This is a genomic window from Spirillospora sp. NPDC049024 (assembly GCF_040649235.1).
Classification (GTDB): Bacteria; Actinomycetota; Actinomycetes; order Streptosporangiales; family Streptosporangiaceae; genus Spirillospora.
Map to the genome: position 1 here is coordinate 40,947 of NZ_JBEZFD010000033.1, position 13,298 is coordinate 54,244.

The 13,298-nt window shown below is 74.6% G+C and carries 15 protein-coding genes; 9 read left to right on the plus strand and 6 right to left on the minus strand.

The features are described from left to right. The first annotated feature begins 6 nt into the window (after positions 1 to 6). The 4 genes from AB0C21_RS39640 to AB0C21_RS39655 are packed head-to-tail and all read left to right on the plus strand — an operon-like array spanning position 7 to position 3,396. A complete protein-coding gene (locus AB0C21_RS39640) occupies positions 7 to 489 on the plus strand; it encodes a DUF4040 domain-containing protein (RefSeq protein WP_500211332.1) in 483 nt (160 codons plus the stop codon). Continuing rightward, positions 486 to 1,208, plus strand: a complete 723-nt coding sequence (locus tag AB0C21_RS39645; protein WP_500211334.1) for an MnhB domain-containing protein — start codon at positions 486 to 488, stop codon at positions 1,206 to 1,208. The genes AB0C21_RS39640 and AB0C21_RS39645 overlap by 4 nt, the downstream gene beginning before the upstream one ends. Further along, positions 1,205 to 1,558 (plus strand): sodium:proton antiporter, encoded by a 354-nt coding sequence (locus AB0C21_RS39650; RefSeq protein WP_149258426.1) that lies wholly within the window; start codon positions 1,205 to 1,207, stop codon positions 1,556 to 1,558. The genes AB0C21_RS39645 and AB0C21_RS39650 overlap by 4 nt, the downstream gene beginning before the upstream one ends. Next, on the plus strand, positions 1,555 to 3,396 hold the full coding sequence (locus AB0C21_RS39655) for a complex I subunit 5 family protein (RefSeq protein ID WP_500211335.1): 1,842 nt from the start codon (positions 1,555 to 1,557) through the stop codon (positions 3,394 to 3,396). The genes AB0C21_RS39650 and AB0C21_RS39655 overlap by 4 nt, the downstream gene beginning before the upstream one ends. Before the next feature lie 42 nt (positions 3,397 to 3,438). Here the strand turns inward: AB0C21_RS39655 and AB0C21_RS39660 are convergent, their stop codons facing one another. After that, complete coding sequence (locus AB0C21_RS39660) at positions 3,439 to 4,074, minus strand: hemerythrin domain-containing protein (protein ID WP_500211337.1); 636 nt, start codon at positions 4,072 to 4,074, stop codon at positions 3,439 to 3,441. A 144-nt stretch (positions 4,075 to 4,218) separates the two neighbouring features. Continuing rightward, positions 4,219 to 5,073 carry a LysR family transcriptional regulator gene (locus AB0C21_RS39665; protein WP_500211338.1) on the minus strand — a complete coding sequence of 285 codons (855 nt, stop codon included), beginning with the start codon at positions 5,071 to 5,073 and terminating at the stop codon, positions 4,219 to 4,221. Positions 5,074 to 5,160: 87 nt separating this feature from the next. Here AB0C21_RS39665 and AB0C21_RS39670 point away from each other — a divergent pair, with 87 nt between their 5' ends. Further along, positions 5,161 to 5,658, plus strand: coding sequence for a nuclear transport factor 2 family protein (locus AB0C21_RS39670; protein ID WP_500211339.1), 498 nt, complete (start codon positions 5,161 to 5,163; stop codon positions 5,656 to 5,658). 6 nt (positions 5,659 to 5,664) lie between these two features. On the opposite strand, the gene AB0C21_RS39675 is transcribed toward AB0C21_RS39670, so the two are convergent. After that, positions 5,665 to 6,498: a TetR/AcrR family transcriptional regulator C-terminal domain-containing protein gene (locus AB0C21_RS39675; RefSeq protein WP_500211340.1), complete on the minus strand. Its 834-nt coding sequence runs from the start codon at positions 6,496 to 6,498 to the stop codon at positions 5,665 to 5,667. 82 nt (positions 6,499 to 6,580) lie between these two features. On the opposite strand from AB0C21_RS39675, the gene AB0C21_RS39680 reads away from it, so the two are divergent. Continuing rightward, a complete protein-coding gene (locus AB0C21_RS39680) occupies positions 6,581 to 8,890 on the plus strand; it encodes an ATP-binding cassette domain-containing protein (RefSeq protein WP_500211341.1) in 2,310 nt (769 codons plus the stop codon). A 48-nt stretch (positions 8,891 to 8,938) separates the two neighbouring features. Here AB0C21_RS39680 and AB0C21_RS39685 read toward each other — a convergent pair whose 3' ends face one another. After that, positions 8,939 to 9,364 carry a VOC family protein gene (locus AB0C21_RS39685; protein ID WP_500211342.1) on the minus strand — a complete coding sequence of 142 codons (426 nt, stop codon included), beginning with the start codon at positions 9,362 to 9,364 and terminating at the stop codon, positions 8,939 to 8,941. A 106-nt stretch (positions 9,365 to 9,470) separates the two neighbouring features. On the opposite strand from AB0C21_RS39685, the gene AB0C21_RS39690 reads away from it, so the two are divergent. Then, positions 9,471 to 10,469: a helix-turn-helix transcriptional regulator gene (locus tag AB0C21_RS39690; RefSeq protein WP_500211343.1), complete on the plus strand. Its 999-nt coding sequence runs from the start codon at positions 9,471 to 9,473 to the stop codon at positions 10,467 to 10,469. A gap of 83 nt (positions 10,470 to 10,552) precedes the next feature. Further along, entirely contained in the window at positions 10,553 to 11,131 is a 579-nt protein-coding gene (locus AB0C21_RS39695) for a GNAT family N-acetyltransferase (RefSeq protein ID WP_500211344.1), read from the plus strand. Between the two features lie 164 nt (positions 11,132 to 11,295). On the opposite strand, the gene AB0C21_RS39700 is transcribed toward AB0C21_RS39695, so the two are convergent. Beyond that, the gene (locus AB0C21_RS39700; RefSeq protein WP_500211345.1) at positions 11,296 to 12,348 is read right to left on the minus strand and encodes a PhzF family phenazine biosynthesis protein; all 1,053 of its coding nucleotides are present in this window, start codon (positions 12,346 to 12,348) and stop codon (positions 11,296 to 11,298) included. A gap of 55 nt (positions 12,349 to 12,403) precedes the next feature. Then, positions 12,404 to 12,697: a DUF1330 domain-containing protein gene (locus AB0C21_RS39705; RefSeq protein ID WP_500211346.1), complete on the minus strand. Its 294-nt coding sequence runs from the start codon at positions 12,695 to 12,697 to the stop codon at positions 12,404 to 12,406. Between the two features lie 241 nt (positions 12,698 to 12,938). On the opposite strand from AB0C21_RS39705, the gene AB0C21_RS39710 reads away from it, so the two are divergent. Next, a complete protein-coding gene (locus tag AB0C21_RS39710) occupies positions 12,939 to 13,292 on the plus strand; it encodes a winged helix-turn-helix transcriptional regulator (protein ID WP_500211348.1) in 354 nt (117 codons plus the stop codon). Positions 13,293 to 13,298 lie beyond the last annotated feature (6 nt).

Below are 13,298 nucleotides of genomic sequence, written 5' to 3' on the forward strand. Positions count from 1 at the left end.
CCCGCCGTGACACCCGCGACCCCGCCCCCGCCCGTGGCGGCCCATGCCGCGGTGGCGCTGGACGCGCTGTCCGGGCCGCTCGCCGACGCCCTCATCGCCGCCGCCCTCGCCCTGGCCGCGCTCATGGCCACCGCCGTCGTGCTGACCCGCGACACCGTCCGGCAGGCGATCGTGCTGTCGGGCTACGGGATGGTCCTCGGCCTGCTGTTCCTCATCCTCCAGGCGCCCGACGTCGCGATGTCCCAGATCGGCGTCGGGACCGTCCTGGTGCCGCTGCTGGTGGTGCTGGCCCTGCACGCCACCCGCCGCCACCGCGACACCGGCGACGAACCGCCCACCGGCGGCACCGGACCCGGAAAGGACGGCGACGGAAAGGACGGTAAAGGACAGGGCGGCAAAGGACAGGGCGGCAAAGGACAGGGCGGCAAAGGACAGGGCGAGAGCGGCGGAAAAGGCGCGGGCGGCGCCGGGCGGGAGGCGCGCCGGTGAGGCCCCGCGTCCGCGTCCCCCTGTTCGCCGCCGGAGCCGCCGGGACCGCCGCCCTGTTCACCGCCGGCGCGCTCGGCCTGCCCGGCTTCGGCGGCCCCGTGCACCCCTACGCCGACCGCGCCGTCCACCAGGCCGTGCGGCAGGGCACCTCCAACACCGTCTCCTCCGTCAACTTCGACCAGCGCGCCTTCGACACCCTCGGCGAGGAGCTCATCCTGCTGTCGGCCGCGGTCGCCGCCGTGGCGCTGCTGCGCGTCGTGCGCACCGAGGAGGAGCGCGACGGCGCCTCCGTGCGGCACGGGCCCGCCGAGGTCTCCGACGCGCTGCGCGTCGTCGGATCCCTCCTGCTGCCCTTCACCCTGCTCATCGGCGTCTACATCGTCGCGCACGGCGCCCAGTCCCCCGGCGGCGGGTTCCAGGGCGGCGTCATCCTCGGCACCGCCGTCCACCTGCTCTACCTGGCCGGCGACTACCCCGCCCTGCAGCGGCTGCGGCCCATCCCGGTGTTCGAGTCCGCCGAGGCCGTCGCCGCCGCCGCGTTCGCCCTGCTGGCCCTGGCCGCCGCCGGAGCCCCGCCCGCCGACCGGATCCCCGCCCTCAACACCGCCGTCGGGACCGAGGTCGGCTGCGCCATGGTCCTGCTGCTCGGCAAGTTCTTCGAACAGGCCCTCCTGGTCCGCGAGCACCGCGCGGCCGGCGACCCGCGGGAGACCTCGTGAGCACCCTGCCCTACCTCACCGCCGGGTGGATCATCCTCGCCGGCCTCTACGGCATCGTCACCAGCCGCGACCTCGTGCACGCCGTGGTGTGCCTGTCGGTCACCCAGTCCGGCACCTACGTGCTGCTGCTGGCCGTCGGCTACCGGTCCGGCGCCACCGCCCCGGTGTTCTCCGACCGCCCGCCGCCCCCCGCCGGCGGGCCCGTCACCGACCCCGTCGTGCAGGCCATGACCCTCACCGACATCGTCGTCGGCGCCACCGTCACCGCCCTGCTGCTCGCCCTGGCCGTCCAGGTCGCCAAACGGCGCGGCACCCTGGACCCCCGCGCCCTGCGCTCCCTCGAAACGTGATCCTCCAGGCCACCGTCGCGCTGCCCGTCCTGGTCGCGGCCCTGCTCGCCGCCACCGGACGGTGGCTGCCGCGCCTGGCCGTCGACACCGCCGCCCTGGCCACCGCCGCCGCCGTCACCGCCCTGACCGCGCTCACCCTCGCCCGCGCCCCCCACCACCCGCAGGTCACCTGGCTCGGCGGCTGGGGCCCGACCACCGGCGTCGGCATCCCCCTGGCCGCCGACCCCCTCGCCGCCGCGCTCGCCTGCACCGCCGCCGCCCTCACCCTGGCCGCGCTGGCGTTCTCCTGGCGGTACTTCACCGAGATCCAGGCGATCTTCCACGCGCTCATCCTGCTGTTCCTGGCCTCCATGTGCGCGTTCGTCTACACCGGCGACCTGTTCGACGCGTTCGTGTTCTTCGAGCTGATGAGCGTCGTGGCGTTCGCGCTCACCGGCTACCGCTCGGAGGAGCCCTCCACCGTCCACGGCGCCCTCAACTTCGGCGTCGTCCAGTCCCTCGGCGCCTACCTCACCCTCGCCGGCATCGCCCTGGTCTACGGCCGCACCGGGCAGCTCGGCCTGGCCGCCATCGGAGAGAGCCTCGCCGCCGCCGGCGGCGACCGCGGCCGCCCGGGCGCCCTGGTCACCGCCGCGTTCGTGCTCATCTGCACCGGCTACCTCGTCAAGGCCGCCGCCGTGCCCTTCCACTTCTGGCTCGCCGACGCCCACGCCGTCGCCCCCACCCCCGTCTGCGTCCTGTTCTCCGGAATCATGGTCGAACTCGGCGTGTACGGGGTCGCGCGGACCTACTGGGCGGTGTTCGCCGGCCTGGTCCCGCTGCGCGCCGTCGCCGTCCTCGGCGCCGCGGCCGCGCTGCTGGGCGCCGTCATGTGCGTCCTGCAGCACCACATCAAGCGGCTGCTGGCCTACTCCACCATCAGCCACGCCGGGCTGCTGCTGGTCGGCGTCGCCGCCGGCACCCCCGGTGCGCTGGCGGGCACCGCCTACTACCTGGCCGGGCACGCCGGGGTGAAGGGCGCGCTGTTCCTGGCCGCCGGGGCGCTGCTGAACCGGCACCAGAGCGTCGACGCCCGCGAGCTGCGCGGCCGCGGACGCGGCATGCGCGTCACCGGCGCCGCCTTCCTCGTCGGCGCGCTGTGCCTGGCCGGGCTGCCCCCGTCCGGGCTGTTCGCCGGGCACTCGGTCACCGAGCACGCCGCCCTGGAGCGCGGCTGGTGGTGGTTCACGCCCCTGTCCATCGCCGCCTCCGCCCTCACCGCCGGCGCCGTCCTGCGGGTCTGGCTCGTGGTGTGGCGCGGCAGGCCGCTGCCCAGCGACCCCGGCGAACCCGACGCCCGGGACGGCTCCGCGGAACAGGACGAACCCACCGGCCAGAGCGAGCGCGAGGGGCCCGAGACGCCCGTCACCCTCGGCTCCATCCCCTGGGTCATGCTCGCCCCCGCCATCGCGTTGCTGGCCGGCGGGCTGCTGACCGGGCTGGTGCCCGGCGGTCCCGTCGCCGGCGCCGCCGAGGTGTTCGCCGACCGCGGCGCCTACGCCGGGCTCGTCCTGGACGGCCGGCTCACCCACCCGCACGGCCCGCCCGCCGAGCCCTGGACCGCCCCCGGCCTCGCCGGGGCGGCCGTCACCCTGCTGCTCGCCGCGGCCGTCGCCGCCGCCGGGGTCCGCCGCACCGCCCGGACCCGCGCGCCGGCCGCCGCGCGCGCCGCCCCGGGACGCGCCGCCGGTGCCGCCACGCGCCGCCTGCACGCGCTGCACTCGGGCGACGTCGGCGACTACGCCGCCTGGCTCACCGCGGGCGTCGCCGTCCTGGCCCTGCTCACCGCGCGCTTCTGACACCCGCCCCACGAACCCCTGGGCCGGGGCCCGGCGGCGGGGTCAGATGCTCCAGAGGCGGCGCTTGCGGTAGCGGGGCTCCCACATCACCCGGTTCAGCTCCCGCAGCGGCTTGGGCAGCGACGTCAGGAACCGGCTGCGCTCCACCGGCCCGATCCCGTCCACCACCCACGGGACGAACATCGGCGTGCCCGCCTCGCAGCGCCCCCGGGACTCGGCGGCGAGCTCCTGCCACTCCGCCTCGGCCAGCACCGACTCCGCCAGCGGCAGCGCGCTGGTCTCCTCGTGCCGCAGGTGCCGCTCCAGCGCCTCGCGCAGCTCGCGCACCGCGGCGCGCAGGTCGCCGCCCTCCCCCGCCGCGCCCATCGCCGCGTCGACCCGGGCGACCAGCGGGGCCAGGCGGGCGTGGTCGGCGCGCATCTCCTCCAGCACCGCCCGCTCCGCCCGGCGGGCGACCACGCGCTCCACCCGCGGCCACAGCCACCGGTCCTGCAGCTCCTGGTGCAGCCGGATCTGCTCCTTGAGGTTCTCCCAGCCCGCGCGCACGTGGGCCGCCCGTCCCTTGCCCGCCGCCGCGGCCGCCGCGAGCCGGTCCAGATCCCGGCGGAACGCGTGGTGGGAGGCGTACAGGAGGGTGTGGCAGGTCGTGTCGCGCGGCTGAATCGCGAAGGTCTCCATACCTATAGGAGGCCCCCTGCGGGCCCCGATGTGACGTTCCGGACTTCACGAGAGACGCACCTCACACCCCGCGCCGCGCCGGACGCCGGCCCGCGGTCCGGTCGCCCCTGCCCAGACCGGACGCGCCGGGTCCGTCGCACCGGGTCATGCCCCGCCGGAGTCGAGCAGGTCCAGGGCCGCGCGGGTGAACGCGCGGACCCGCGCCGTCTCGGCGCCGGCGCGCCACGCCAGCCCCCACTCCAGCGGCGGCGCCCCGTCGAGCGGCACGTAGGCGACGTCGGGCCGCGCGTGGTAGCGGCGGGTGTGGGCGCCCACGCACAGCACCCCCTCGCCCGCGCCGACGAGCGTGAGCAGCTCCGCCGTCGTCGCGCCGGGCGGCGCGTCCAGCACGCCCGCCCGGGCCAGGTCGGCCCGCGGCACCGCGGCGCGCCGCGCGAACGGGTGCCCGGACGGGACGGCCAGCATCCGCGCCTCCCGCAGCAGCACCGGCCCGGCCACCACGCCCGGGCCCTCCAGCGGGAACTCCGCCAGGCACACCTCGGCCTCGCCGTCGCGAAGCCACGCCGCGGCCTGCCCCGGCCGCGCCTCCCGCAGCACCACCCGGCAGCCCGGTTCGCGCGAGCGCAGCAGCTCGGCCGCGCCGGCCAGCAGCTGCCCCGCCGCGGCGTCGGTGAACGCGGCCGTCAGCGTCCCGGTGACCCCGCGGCCCTCCTCGACGGCCCGCCGCACCGCGGCGCCGATCCGCTCCCACGCCGGGCCGATCTCCCCGGCCAGCCGCCGGCCCGCCGGGGTCGGCTCCACCCGCCGGGACGTCCGGTCGAACAGCCGCGTCCCGACACGGCGCTCCAGCCCCCGGATCGTCTGGCTGACCCGCGCCGTGGACACCCCGAGCCGCTCGGCCGTCCGGCCGAAGTGCAGCTCCTCCGACAGCACCAGCAGCGCCTCGATCTCGTGCCGCTCCAGCACCGCCGCACCCCCGATCGTTAAGTGTGGTTTCACGATGGTTGCACGATGCGGCGTTGATCGCCACGGCGGCCGCCGGAAGGCTGGACGCGCCACCACCACCCGACCCGCATGGGAGGAACCGTGTACGTCACCCGTTCGCACGCCCTGACCGCCGACGCCGGAGCCGCCGACCTGCGCGACCGCCTCGAGGTCACCGACGCGCTGTACCGGTTCGGGCTCGGCCAGGACCTCAGGGACCGCGCGCTGTTCGCCTCCGCGTTCGCCCCCGACGCCGTGCTGGACTTCCGCCCGGCCGCCTCCGCGTGGGGCGCCGAGCCGCCGCCGATGGCCGGGCGCGACACGATCGTCGACACGATCCTCGGCATGTTCGAGGGGCGCGTCGCCACCACCCACCAGGTCACCAACCCCCGCGTCGAGCTCGACGGCGACGCCGCCCGGCTGACCGCGCTGGTGGAGGCCCAGCACCTGCTCGTCGCCGACCGCTCCGTGCACGCCCTGCTGAAGAACCTCTACGACGTCGACCTGGTCCGCGCCGGCGACGGGCCCGGCTGGGTGATGCGCCGCGTCGTCATCGACAACGTCTGGCTCACCGGCGACCCCGTCGCGATCTTCGGCTGACCCGCCTCACCCGCCCGCGGCGCCGCCCCCCGCAGTGCCGCCCCCCGCAGTGCCGCCCCCCTCGGCGTCGACGGCGGCGGCGATGCCGTCCAGGACCAGGGCCAGGCCGCCCTCGAACGACTCCCGCGCCGCCCGCTCCAGGTACGGGACGTCCTCGTCCACGGCGAGGCCGCCCTCGGCGTCCAGCCACGCCACCAGCGGGAAGCGCTCGGTGAACCCGGGCGCCAGGTCCTCCAGGGCCCCGGCGCGGCCGTACCACCACCGCTCCTCCGACACCCCCGTGTCGCGCACCGCCTGCCGCGACTCGGCGAGGGTCTGCGCCGCGCCGCGCACCACGCTCGACAGCGCCGACACCGCGCGCCGCACCCGCCGCGCCGGCAGCCCGGTGCGGGCCAGCACGCCCAGCAGCGCCTCCAGCGCCCGGTACTCGTTCGGTCCGAGCACCGGGCGCGCCTGCGACACCTGGAGCATCCACGGGTGCCGCAGGTAGAACTCCCAGGAGTCCTCCGCCCAGCGCACCAGCGCCGCCCGCCAGCCGTCCGAGGCGTCGTAGCCGCCCGGCAGCCCGGCCAGCGCGCGGTCGTACATCAGGTCCACCAGCTCGGCCTTGCCCGGCACGTAGGTGTACAGGGCCATCGCCGTGCGGCCCAGGCGCTCGCCGACCGCGCGCATCGACAGCGCCGCCATCCCCTCGGCGTCGGCGACGGCGATCGCGGCGTCCACGATCACCTCCACGCTCAGCCCCGGCCGCGGCCCCGGCCCCCTCCGGGACGGCTCCGCGCCGCGCCACAGCAGGTCCATCGAGCGGCGCGGGTCGCCCTGCCCGGCGAAGACGACCAACGTGCATCTCCTTATGCCATAAACTGATCCGGATCCAGGATCTCTTTACGCTCTAAGATATCAAGCGAGTGAGGAAGCCCCCATGCCGCTCCAGCCGACGACCGCGCAGCCCGAGCCGCACGCCGGCGCGCTCCGGGCCGCCGACGCCCACGACGTCATCGAGGTCCGCGGCGCACGGGAGAACAACCTCGCCGACGTCAGCCTCGACATCCCCAAGCGCCGCCTGACCGTGTTCACCGGCGTGTCCGGGTCGGGCAAGTCGTCCCTGGTGTTCGGCACCATCGCCGCCGAGTCGCGGCGGCTGATCAACGAGACCTACACCGCGTTCGTGCAGGGGTTCATGCCGAGCGTCGGCCGCCCCGACGTGGACGCGCTGCGCAACCTCAGCGCCGCGATCGTCGTCGACCAGGAGCGGATGGGCGCCAACTCCCGCTCCACCGTCGGGACCGCCACCGACGCCCACACCATGCTGCGGATCGTCTTCAGCCGGCTCGGCGAACCGCACGCCGGCACCTCCTCGGCGTTCAGCTTCAACAACGCCGAGGGCATGTGCCCCGACTGCGAGGGGCTCGGCCGCGCCTCCCGCGTCGACCTGGACCGGCTCGTCGACCGCGACCTGTCCCTCAACGAAGGCGCCATCACCGTCCCGAACTTCGGCGTCGGGTCCTGGTACTGGAAGGTGATCGCCGACTCGGGGCTGTTCGACCCGGACGCCAAGCTGCGCGACTACACCCCAGCCCAGTGGGACGACCTGCTCCACAAGGCGCCCACGAAGATCAAGAGCAGCGGCGTCAACACCACCTACGAGGGCCTGCTGGTCAAGGTCAAGCGGCTCTACCTGGACAAGGACACCGAGTCCCTGCAGCCCCACATCCGCGCGTTCGTCGAGCGCGCCGTCGCCTTCAGCGCGTGCGCCGCCTGCGGCGGAACCCGCCTCAACCCCGCCGCCCTCGCCAGCCGCATCGACGGGCTCAACATCGCCGACTGCGCCGCCATGCAGATCAGCGACCTGGCCGACTTCGTCCGCGGGATCGGCGCGCCGTCGGTCGCGCCGGTGCTGGCCACCCTGCAGGGCACCCTGGACTCCCTGGTCGAGATCGGCCTCGGCTACCTCAGCCTGGACCGCGAGTCCACCACCCTGTCCGGCGGCGAGGCCCAGCGCGTCAAGATGGTCCGCCACCTCGGCTCCAGCCTCAGCGACATCACCTACGTCTTCGACGAGCCCACCGCGGGCCTGCACCCCCACGACATCGCCCGCATGAACGACCTGCTGCTGCGCCTGCGCGACAAGGGCAACACCGTCCTGGTCGTCGAGCACAAGCCCGAGACCATCGCGATCGCCGACCACGTCGTCGACCTCGGCCCCGGCGCCGGCGCCGACGGCGGCCGCGTCTGCTACACCGGCGACCTGGCCGGGCTCCGCGCCTCCGACACCCTCACCGGACGCCACCTGGACCACCGCGCCCGGCTGCGCGACAAGGTCCGCCAGCCCTCGGGGCACCTGGCCGTCAAGGGCGCGGACCTGCACAACCTCAAGAACGTCGACACCGAGATCCCCCTCGGCGTCCTCACCGTCGTCACCGGCGTCGCCGGATCCGGCAAGAGCTCCCTCATCCACGGGTCCCTGCCCGGCCGCGACGGCGTCGTCGTGGTCGACCAGTCCCCCATCCGCGGGTCCCGCCGCAGCAACCCCGCCACCTACACCGGGCTGCTGGACCACGTCCGCACCGCGTTCGCCAAGGCCAACGGCGTCAAGCCCGCCCTGTTCAGCGCCAACTCCGAAGGCGCCTGCCCCGCCTGCAAGGGCATCGGGCTGGTCTACACCGACCTGGCGATGATGGCCGGCGTCGCCTCGGTGTGCGAGGAGTGCGAGGGGCGCCGCTACACCGCCGAGGTCCTCACCTACACCCTGCGGGGCAAGGACATCAGCCAGGTCCTGGCCATGCGCGTCGCCGAGGCCCGCGAGTTCTTCACCGCCGGGCAGGCCCGCGCCGTCCTGGACCGCCTCGCCGACGTCGGCCTCGGCTACCTCGGGCTCGGGCAGCCCCTCACCACCCTGTCCGGCGGGGAGCGCCAGCGCCTCAAGCTCGCCATCCACATGGCCGAGAAGGCCGCCACCTACGTCCTGGACGAGCCCACCACCGGCCTGCACCTCGCCGACGTCGACCAGCTCCTGGCCCTGCTGGACCGCCTCGTCGACGCCGGCAACACCGTCATCGTCATCGAGCACCACCAGGCCGTCATGGCCCACGCCGACTGGATCATCGACCTCGGCCCCGGCGCCGGCCACGACGGCGGACGCGTCGTGTTCACCGGCACGCCCGCCGACCTGGTCGCCGGCGCCGACACCCTCACGGCCCGCCACCTGCGCGAGTACCTCCAGGGCGCCTGACCCCGCGCGGCCCGCCGGACGCCCCGGCGGGCCGCCCGGCGGGGCGGGTCAGCGCGGCGCCGCCCGGCCCAGCACCTCCAGGTAGTGCGGGTTGGACATCACGCCCAGGACGTTGCCGAACGGGTCGACCACCGACGCGGTCGCGAACCCCGTCCCCTCGCCCCGCTCGGTGATCTTCTCGTGCTCCCGCGCGCCCATCGCCAGCAGCCGCTCCACCGCCGCCTCCAGCTCGTCCACCTGCCAGTACATGACCGCCCCGCCCGGGCCCGCCGCCGGCCCTCCCGGACGGAACCGGGCGTCGACCAGCCCCAGCTCGTGCTCGTAGTCGCCCACCCGGAACTCGTAGTAGGCGGTGCCGCCGTCCGGGCCCGCGACCCGGAAGTACGGCGCGATCCCCAGCAGCTCGGCGTACCAGTCCTTGGCCGCCTCCATGTCGTCCGCCCAGTAGCTGATGGTGGCGAATCCGCGCAGCATGTCGTGCCTCCGATCACCGGGGACCGGACGGTCCGGCCCCGACGCCTCCGACGCTAGAGGGCCATTAGGTCACCCAACGTCCTATAGGCGCGGCAGGATGGAGGACATGCGCGATCCCTCCGGGCGGCTGCTCCAGCTGCTGTCCCTCTTGCAGACCCCCCGCGAATGGTCGGGCACCGAACTGGCCGAGCGCCTCGGCGTCACCGCCCGCACCATCCGCCGCGACGTCGACCGCCTGCGCGAACTCGGCTACCCCGTCCACGCCACCCACGGCAGCACCGGCGGCTACCGGCTCACCGCCGGCGCCGCGATGCCCCCGCTGCTGCTGGACGACGACGAGGCGACCGCCATCGCGATCGGCCTGCGGACCGCCGCCGCGGGCGCCGTCACCGGCATCGAGGACACCTCGCTGCGCGCCCTGGCCAAGCTCGAGCAGGTCCTGCCCCACCGCCTGCGGCACCGCGTCGCCGCCCTCACCGAGGCCGCCGTGCCCCTCCCCCCGCAGGACGGCGCCCCGCCCGCCGCCGACCCCGCCGTCCTGGCCCTGCTCGCCGCCGCCTGCCTCACCCGCGAGAAGACCCGCTTCACCTACACCGCCGCCGACGGCCGCAGCACCCGCCGCCTGGCCCAGCCGCACCGCCTGGTCACCGCGAGCCGCCGCTGGTACCTGGTCGCCCACGACGAGGACCGCGCCGCCTGGCGCACCTTCCGCGCCGACCGCATCACCGACCCGCACCGCACCGGCATGCGCGGCCCCGAACGCGACCTGCCCGGCGGCGCCGACGCCGCCTCCTGGGCCATGGACGCCCTGGCCGGCGGATCGGGGACGATCCGCGCCCGGCTGCTCCTGCACGCCCCCATCGAGCAGGCCGCCGAGCACGTCACCGCCTGGCAGGGCGTCCTGGAACCCGCCGACGACCGCACCTGCCTGCTGCACACCCGCTCGGACTCGATGCGCTTCCTCGCCTACCGCGTGACCCTGCTGCCCCTCGACTACACCCTGCTGGACCCGCCCGAACTCGCCGACCACCTGGCCGCCATCGCCGCCCGAGCCACCCGCGCCATCCGCTCCTTCACCCCACCCGCGCCCCCTGACGGGGGTTGACGAGCGTCGGAACGAAAATCCGCGCTAACGGACCGGGGAGAAAAGCGATCGCTTCCCCGAAGCCGGCGTGGAACGGTTGCCCCGTGCCTCAACCGATCTTGCGCACCGAGCGCCTGCTGCTGGTACCGCTGGCCGATCGGCATCTCGACCTGGAGGTCCACCTCGACTCCGACCTCGAGGTGCTGCGTTATCTCGACGCGAGGACGCCGACCAGGGACGAGGTGGTCGCAACTCATCAGCGGCGGATGGCCATGGCAGGCAAGGTGGACGGGCTGGGCCTCTGGACGGCCCACCTCTCCGATGGAGGGCGGGAAGGTGAGTTCGTCGGGCTCATGATGCTGCCGCCTGCGCATGGTCCCGATCAGCCCGACGATCCCACCGTCTGCGATCTGGGGTACCGGCTCGTCCGCCGGTACTGGCGGCAGGGCCTGGCCGGTGAAGCGTCCCGCGCCCTTCTGCGGCACGCCTTCGACACGATCGGGCAGAGCCGTGTGATCGCGCAGACCATGGCCGCCAACGCCGGATCCATAGGAGTGATGCGGGCCATCGGCATGCGGTACGTGCGCACGTACCACCCGCAGTTCGACGAGCCGCTACCGGACGCGCACCTCGGCGAGGTCGAGTACGAGATGACCCGCACCATGTGGGAGGAGATGCGCTGAGGCGGCGGCGCCCGGCCTCGGTTCCCGCTCCGTCACGAAACGAAGACCCCGCGCCCTCAGCACCGCGTCCCGGTGACGCCCGCCACCGGCTGCCAACGCCTGACCGCAGCGGACAGCCCCAGCCCCATGCGCGGTCCGCAGAGGAGGAACGTCTAGTCGTCGCCTCAGTGTCCGTCGCGGACCACCGCCAACCCGCCGACCCGGGTCGTGATGCCCGCCGGCCCGCGTCGGGCCGAAGCGAGCACGCTGGCCGGTCGACCGAGGGTGTCACCCTGCTCCACCTCGATCGCGACCGTCTGCGCCCCTGTCGTGTCGAGCAGGTGGGCGGCCAGGCAGCCGGTGCTGTTGGCGTTGGCGACGTCCTCGTCGACACCGATCGCCGGCGCGAACATCCGCGCCGCGCCCGGTCGGTCGCCCACCGGCGGTACGTACACGAAGCAGCCGAGCAGCCCGTACCGGCGGCACTCCGCTGCCAGCCTGCCGAGGTGTGGGCGGACTCCGAGCAGCGCCGACCGGTCGCGGACCGGTACCAGCATGCGTGGGGCGCCGGGCGCGGCGATCCGTGGCGCGTCGGTCGGATGCGGATCGTCCGCGGTGAGCCCGAGCGCGGCGACGATCGCGGCGCGCTCGTCCGGCGCCGGGTGACGCAGCGCGACGAGGCCCTGGTCGAACCACACTTCGATGCCGGCGGGGCGGCGGATCGCGACGGTGTCGAACGTGCGCCCGCCGGTGTGCTGGCGGTCGTTCAGTTCGCCCAGCGCGGTGCGGCTCAACCGGACGGCCTGCGCGGCAACGGTGCCGTGGCCGCAGCCGGACAGTTCGGCGGTGGCGGTGAAGAACCGGACCGGTCGGCCACCGTCCGGCGTCCGCCCCGGGCCGAGGAACGCCGCGTGCGAGGTGCCGGCCGCAGCAGCGACCGCACGCCGGTCCGCGTCCGTCGCCGCCGGGTCGTCGTCGGTGACGGCCGTGGGGCTGCCGCCCCGGGCGTCGCGCCGCACGCACGCATCGACCACCGTGACATCCGGCCAGGACATCTGCCCACCTCTGACGCTCAACTGATGCTCAACGAACCGGCAACCGCAAGCGGCGCCCGCCGATGGCCCCGCTTGGCCGCGACGGTCGGCCGAACGCGTCCCGGAGCGTACCGGCCCGCCCAAGCCGGTGCCGTCCTGCGCCGGAGAGTGGGTGATGACCGCACCGCCGGTGGCGTAGCCCATCGGTGATCCACGACATCGACACCGACGGGTGCTCAGCGATGGCTGGTCCCGTCGGTCAGTCGATGCCTTCGATGATGCGGAAGTCGCGCTCGACGCTGTCGGAGAGGACCACCAGCGCCTTCTGGTAGGCCTCGCTCTCGTATGCCGCGACGGCCTGTTCGAAGCCGTCGAACTCGATCAGAATGACGCGTTGCGTGTTTCCGGCTTCGTGGGCGACGACTCGGCTGCCACGGGACAGGAGCCGCCCGCCGCCGGCTCGGACGGCCGGACCGGCCAGCTTGTCGTAGGCAGCCAGCTTCTCGGGGTCGGAAATGGCGCGGTAGACACTGACCCAGTAGCCCTTGGCCATGGAGACCTCCTGCGTTCGGCCGGACATGTCCGACTTCGAATTGACGCTCAGATTGCTCGATCCCGGCGACGGAGCACGGGGCGTTTGCCAGGACGTGCCGATACGGCCTGGTTCGGCTCTGCCACCCGCGGCTGCCGGTTCTCGTCCCGGACGAAGCCTTCCTCAGTGCTTCGGAAATCGAATCGACGGGTACACGATAGTGTGTCGGATAACGAAGCAGCAAGAGGGGACGGTACGAGGGATGGCGGCACCCAGGCCGGGACGCGCGGTCCGAGGGTCGAGCACCGGCCGGCCGCTGATGGCCGCCCTCGACCTGTTCGGCCGCAGGTGGAACCTGCGGATCGTATGGGAACTGCAACACGGGCCGGTCGGGTTCCGTGCGTTGCAGGAGCGCTGCGACAACATGTCCTCCAGCGTGCTGCGGCAGCGGCTGACCGAGCTGCTCGACGCCTCCCTCGTCGAGCAGCTTCCGGACACCACCTACGCCCTCACCGAGCTGGGCCACGGCGCCCGCCGCGCGCTGCGCCCGCTCGTCCGGTGGTCCGCGGAGTGGGCCGCGACCCTCTCCGCCGCCGATTCCGAAGACGCCCGTTAGCGCTTC

What these genes read in the sequence shown, in the direction of transcription:
- AB0C21_RS39685 (WP_500211342.1), bottom strand. Translation starts at nt 9,364, where the DNA reads ATGCTGCGCGGATTCGCCACCATCAGCTACTGGGCGGACGACATGGAG.
- AB0C21_RS39680 (WP_500211341.1), top strand. Translation starts at nt 6,581, where the DNA reads ATGCCGCTCCAGCCGACGACCGCGCAGCCCGAGCCGCACGCCGGCGCG.
- AB0C21_RS39660 (WP_500211337.1), bottom strand. Translation starts at nt 4,074, where the DNA reads ATGGAGACCTTCGCGATTCAGCCGCGCGACACGACCTGCCACACCCTC.
- AB0C21_RS39690 (WP_500211343.1), top strand. Translation starts at nt 9,471, where the DNA reads ATGCGCGATCCCTCCGGGCGGCTGCTCCAGCTGCTGTCCCTCTTGCAG.
- AB0C21_RS39705 (WP_500211346.1), bottom strand. Translation starts at nt 12,697, where the DNA reads ATGGCCAAGGGCTACTGGGTCAGTGTCTACCGCGCCATTTCCGACCCC.
- AB0C21_RS39710 (WP_500211348.1), top strand. Translation starts at nt 12,939, where the DNA reads ATGGCGGCACCCAGGCCGGGACGCGCGGTCCGAGGGTCGAGCACCGGC.
- AB0C21_RS39700 (WP_500211345.1), bottom strand. Translation starts at nt 12,348, where the DNA reads ATGGGCTACGCCACCGGCGGTGCGGTCATCACCCACTCTCCGGCGCAG.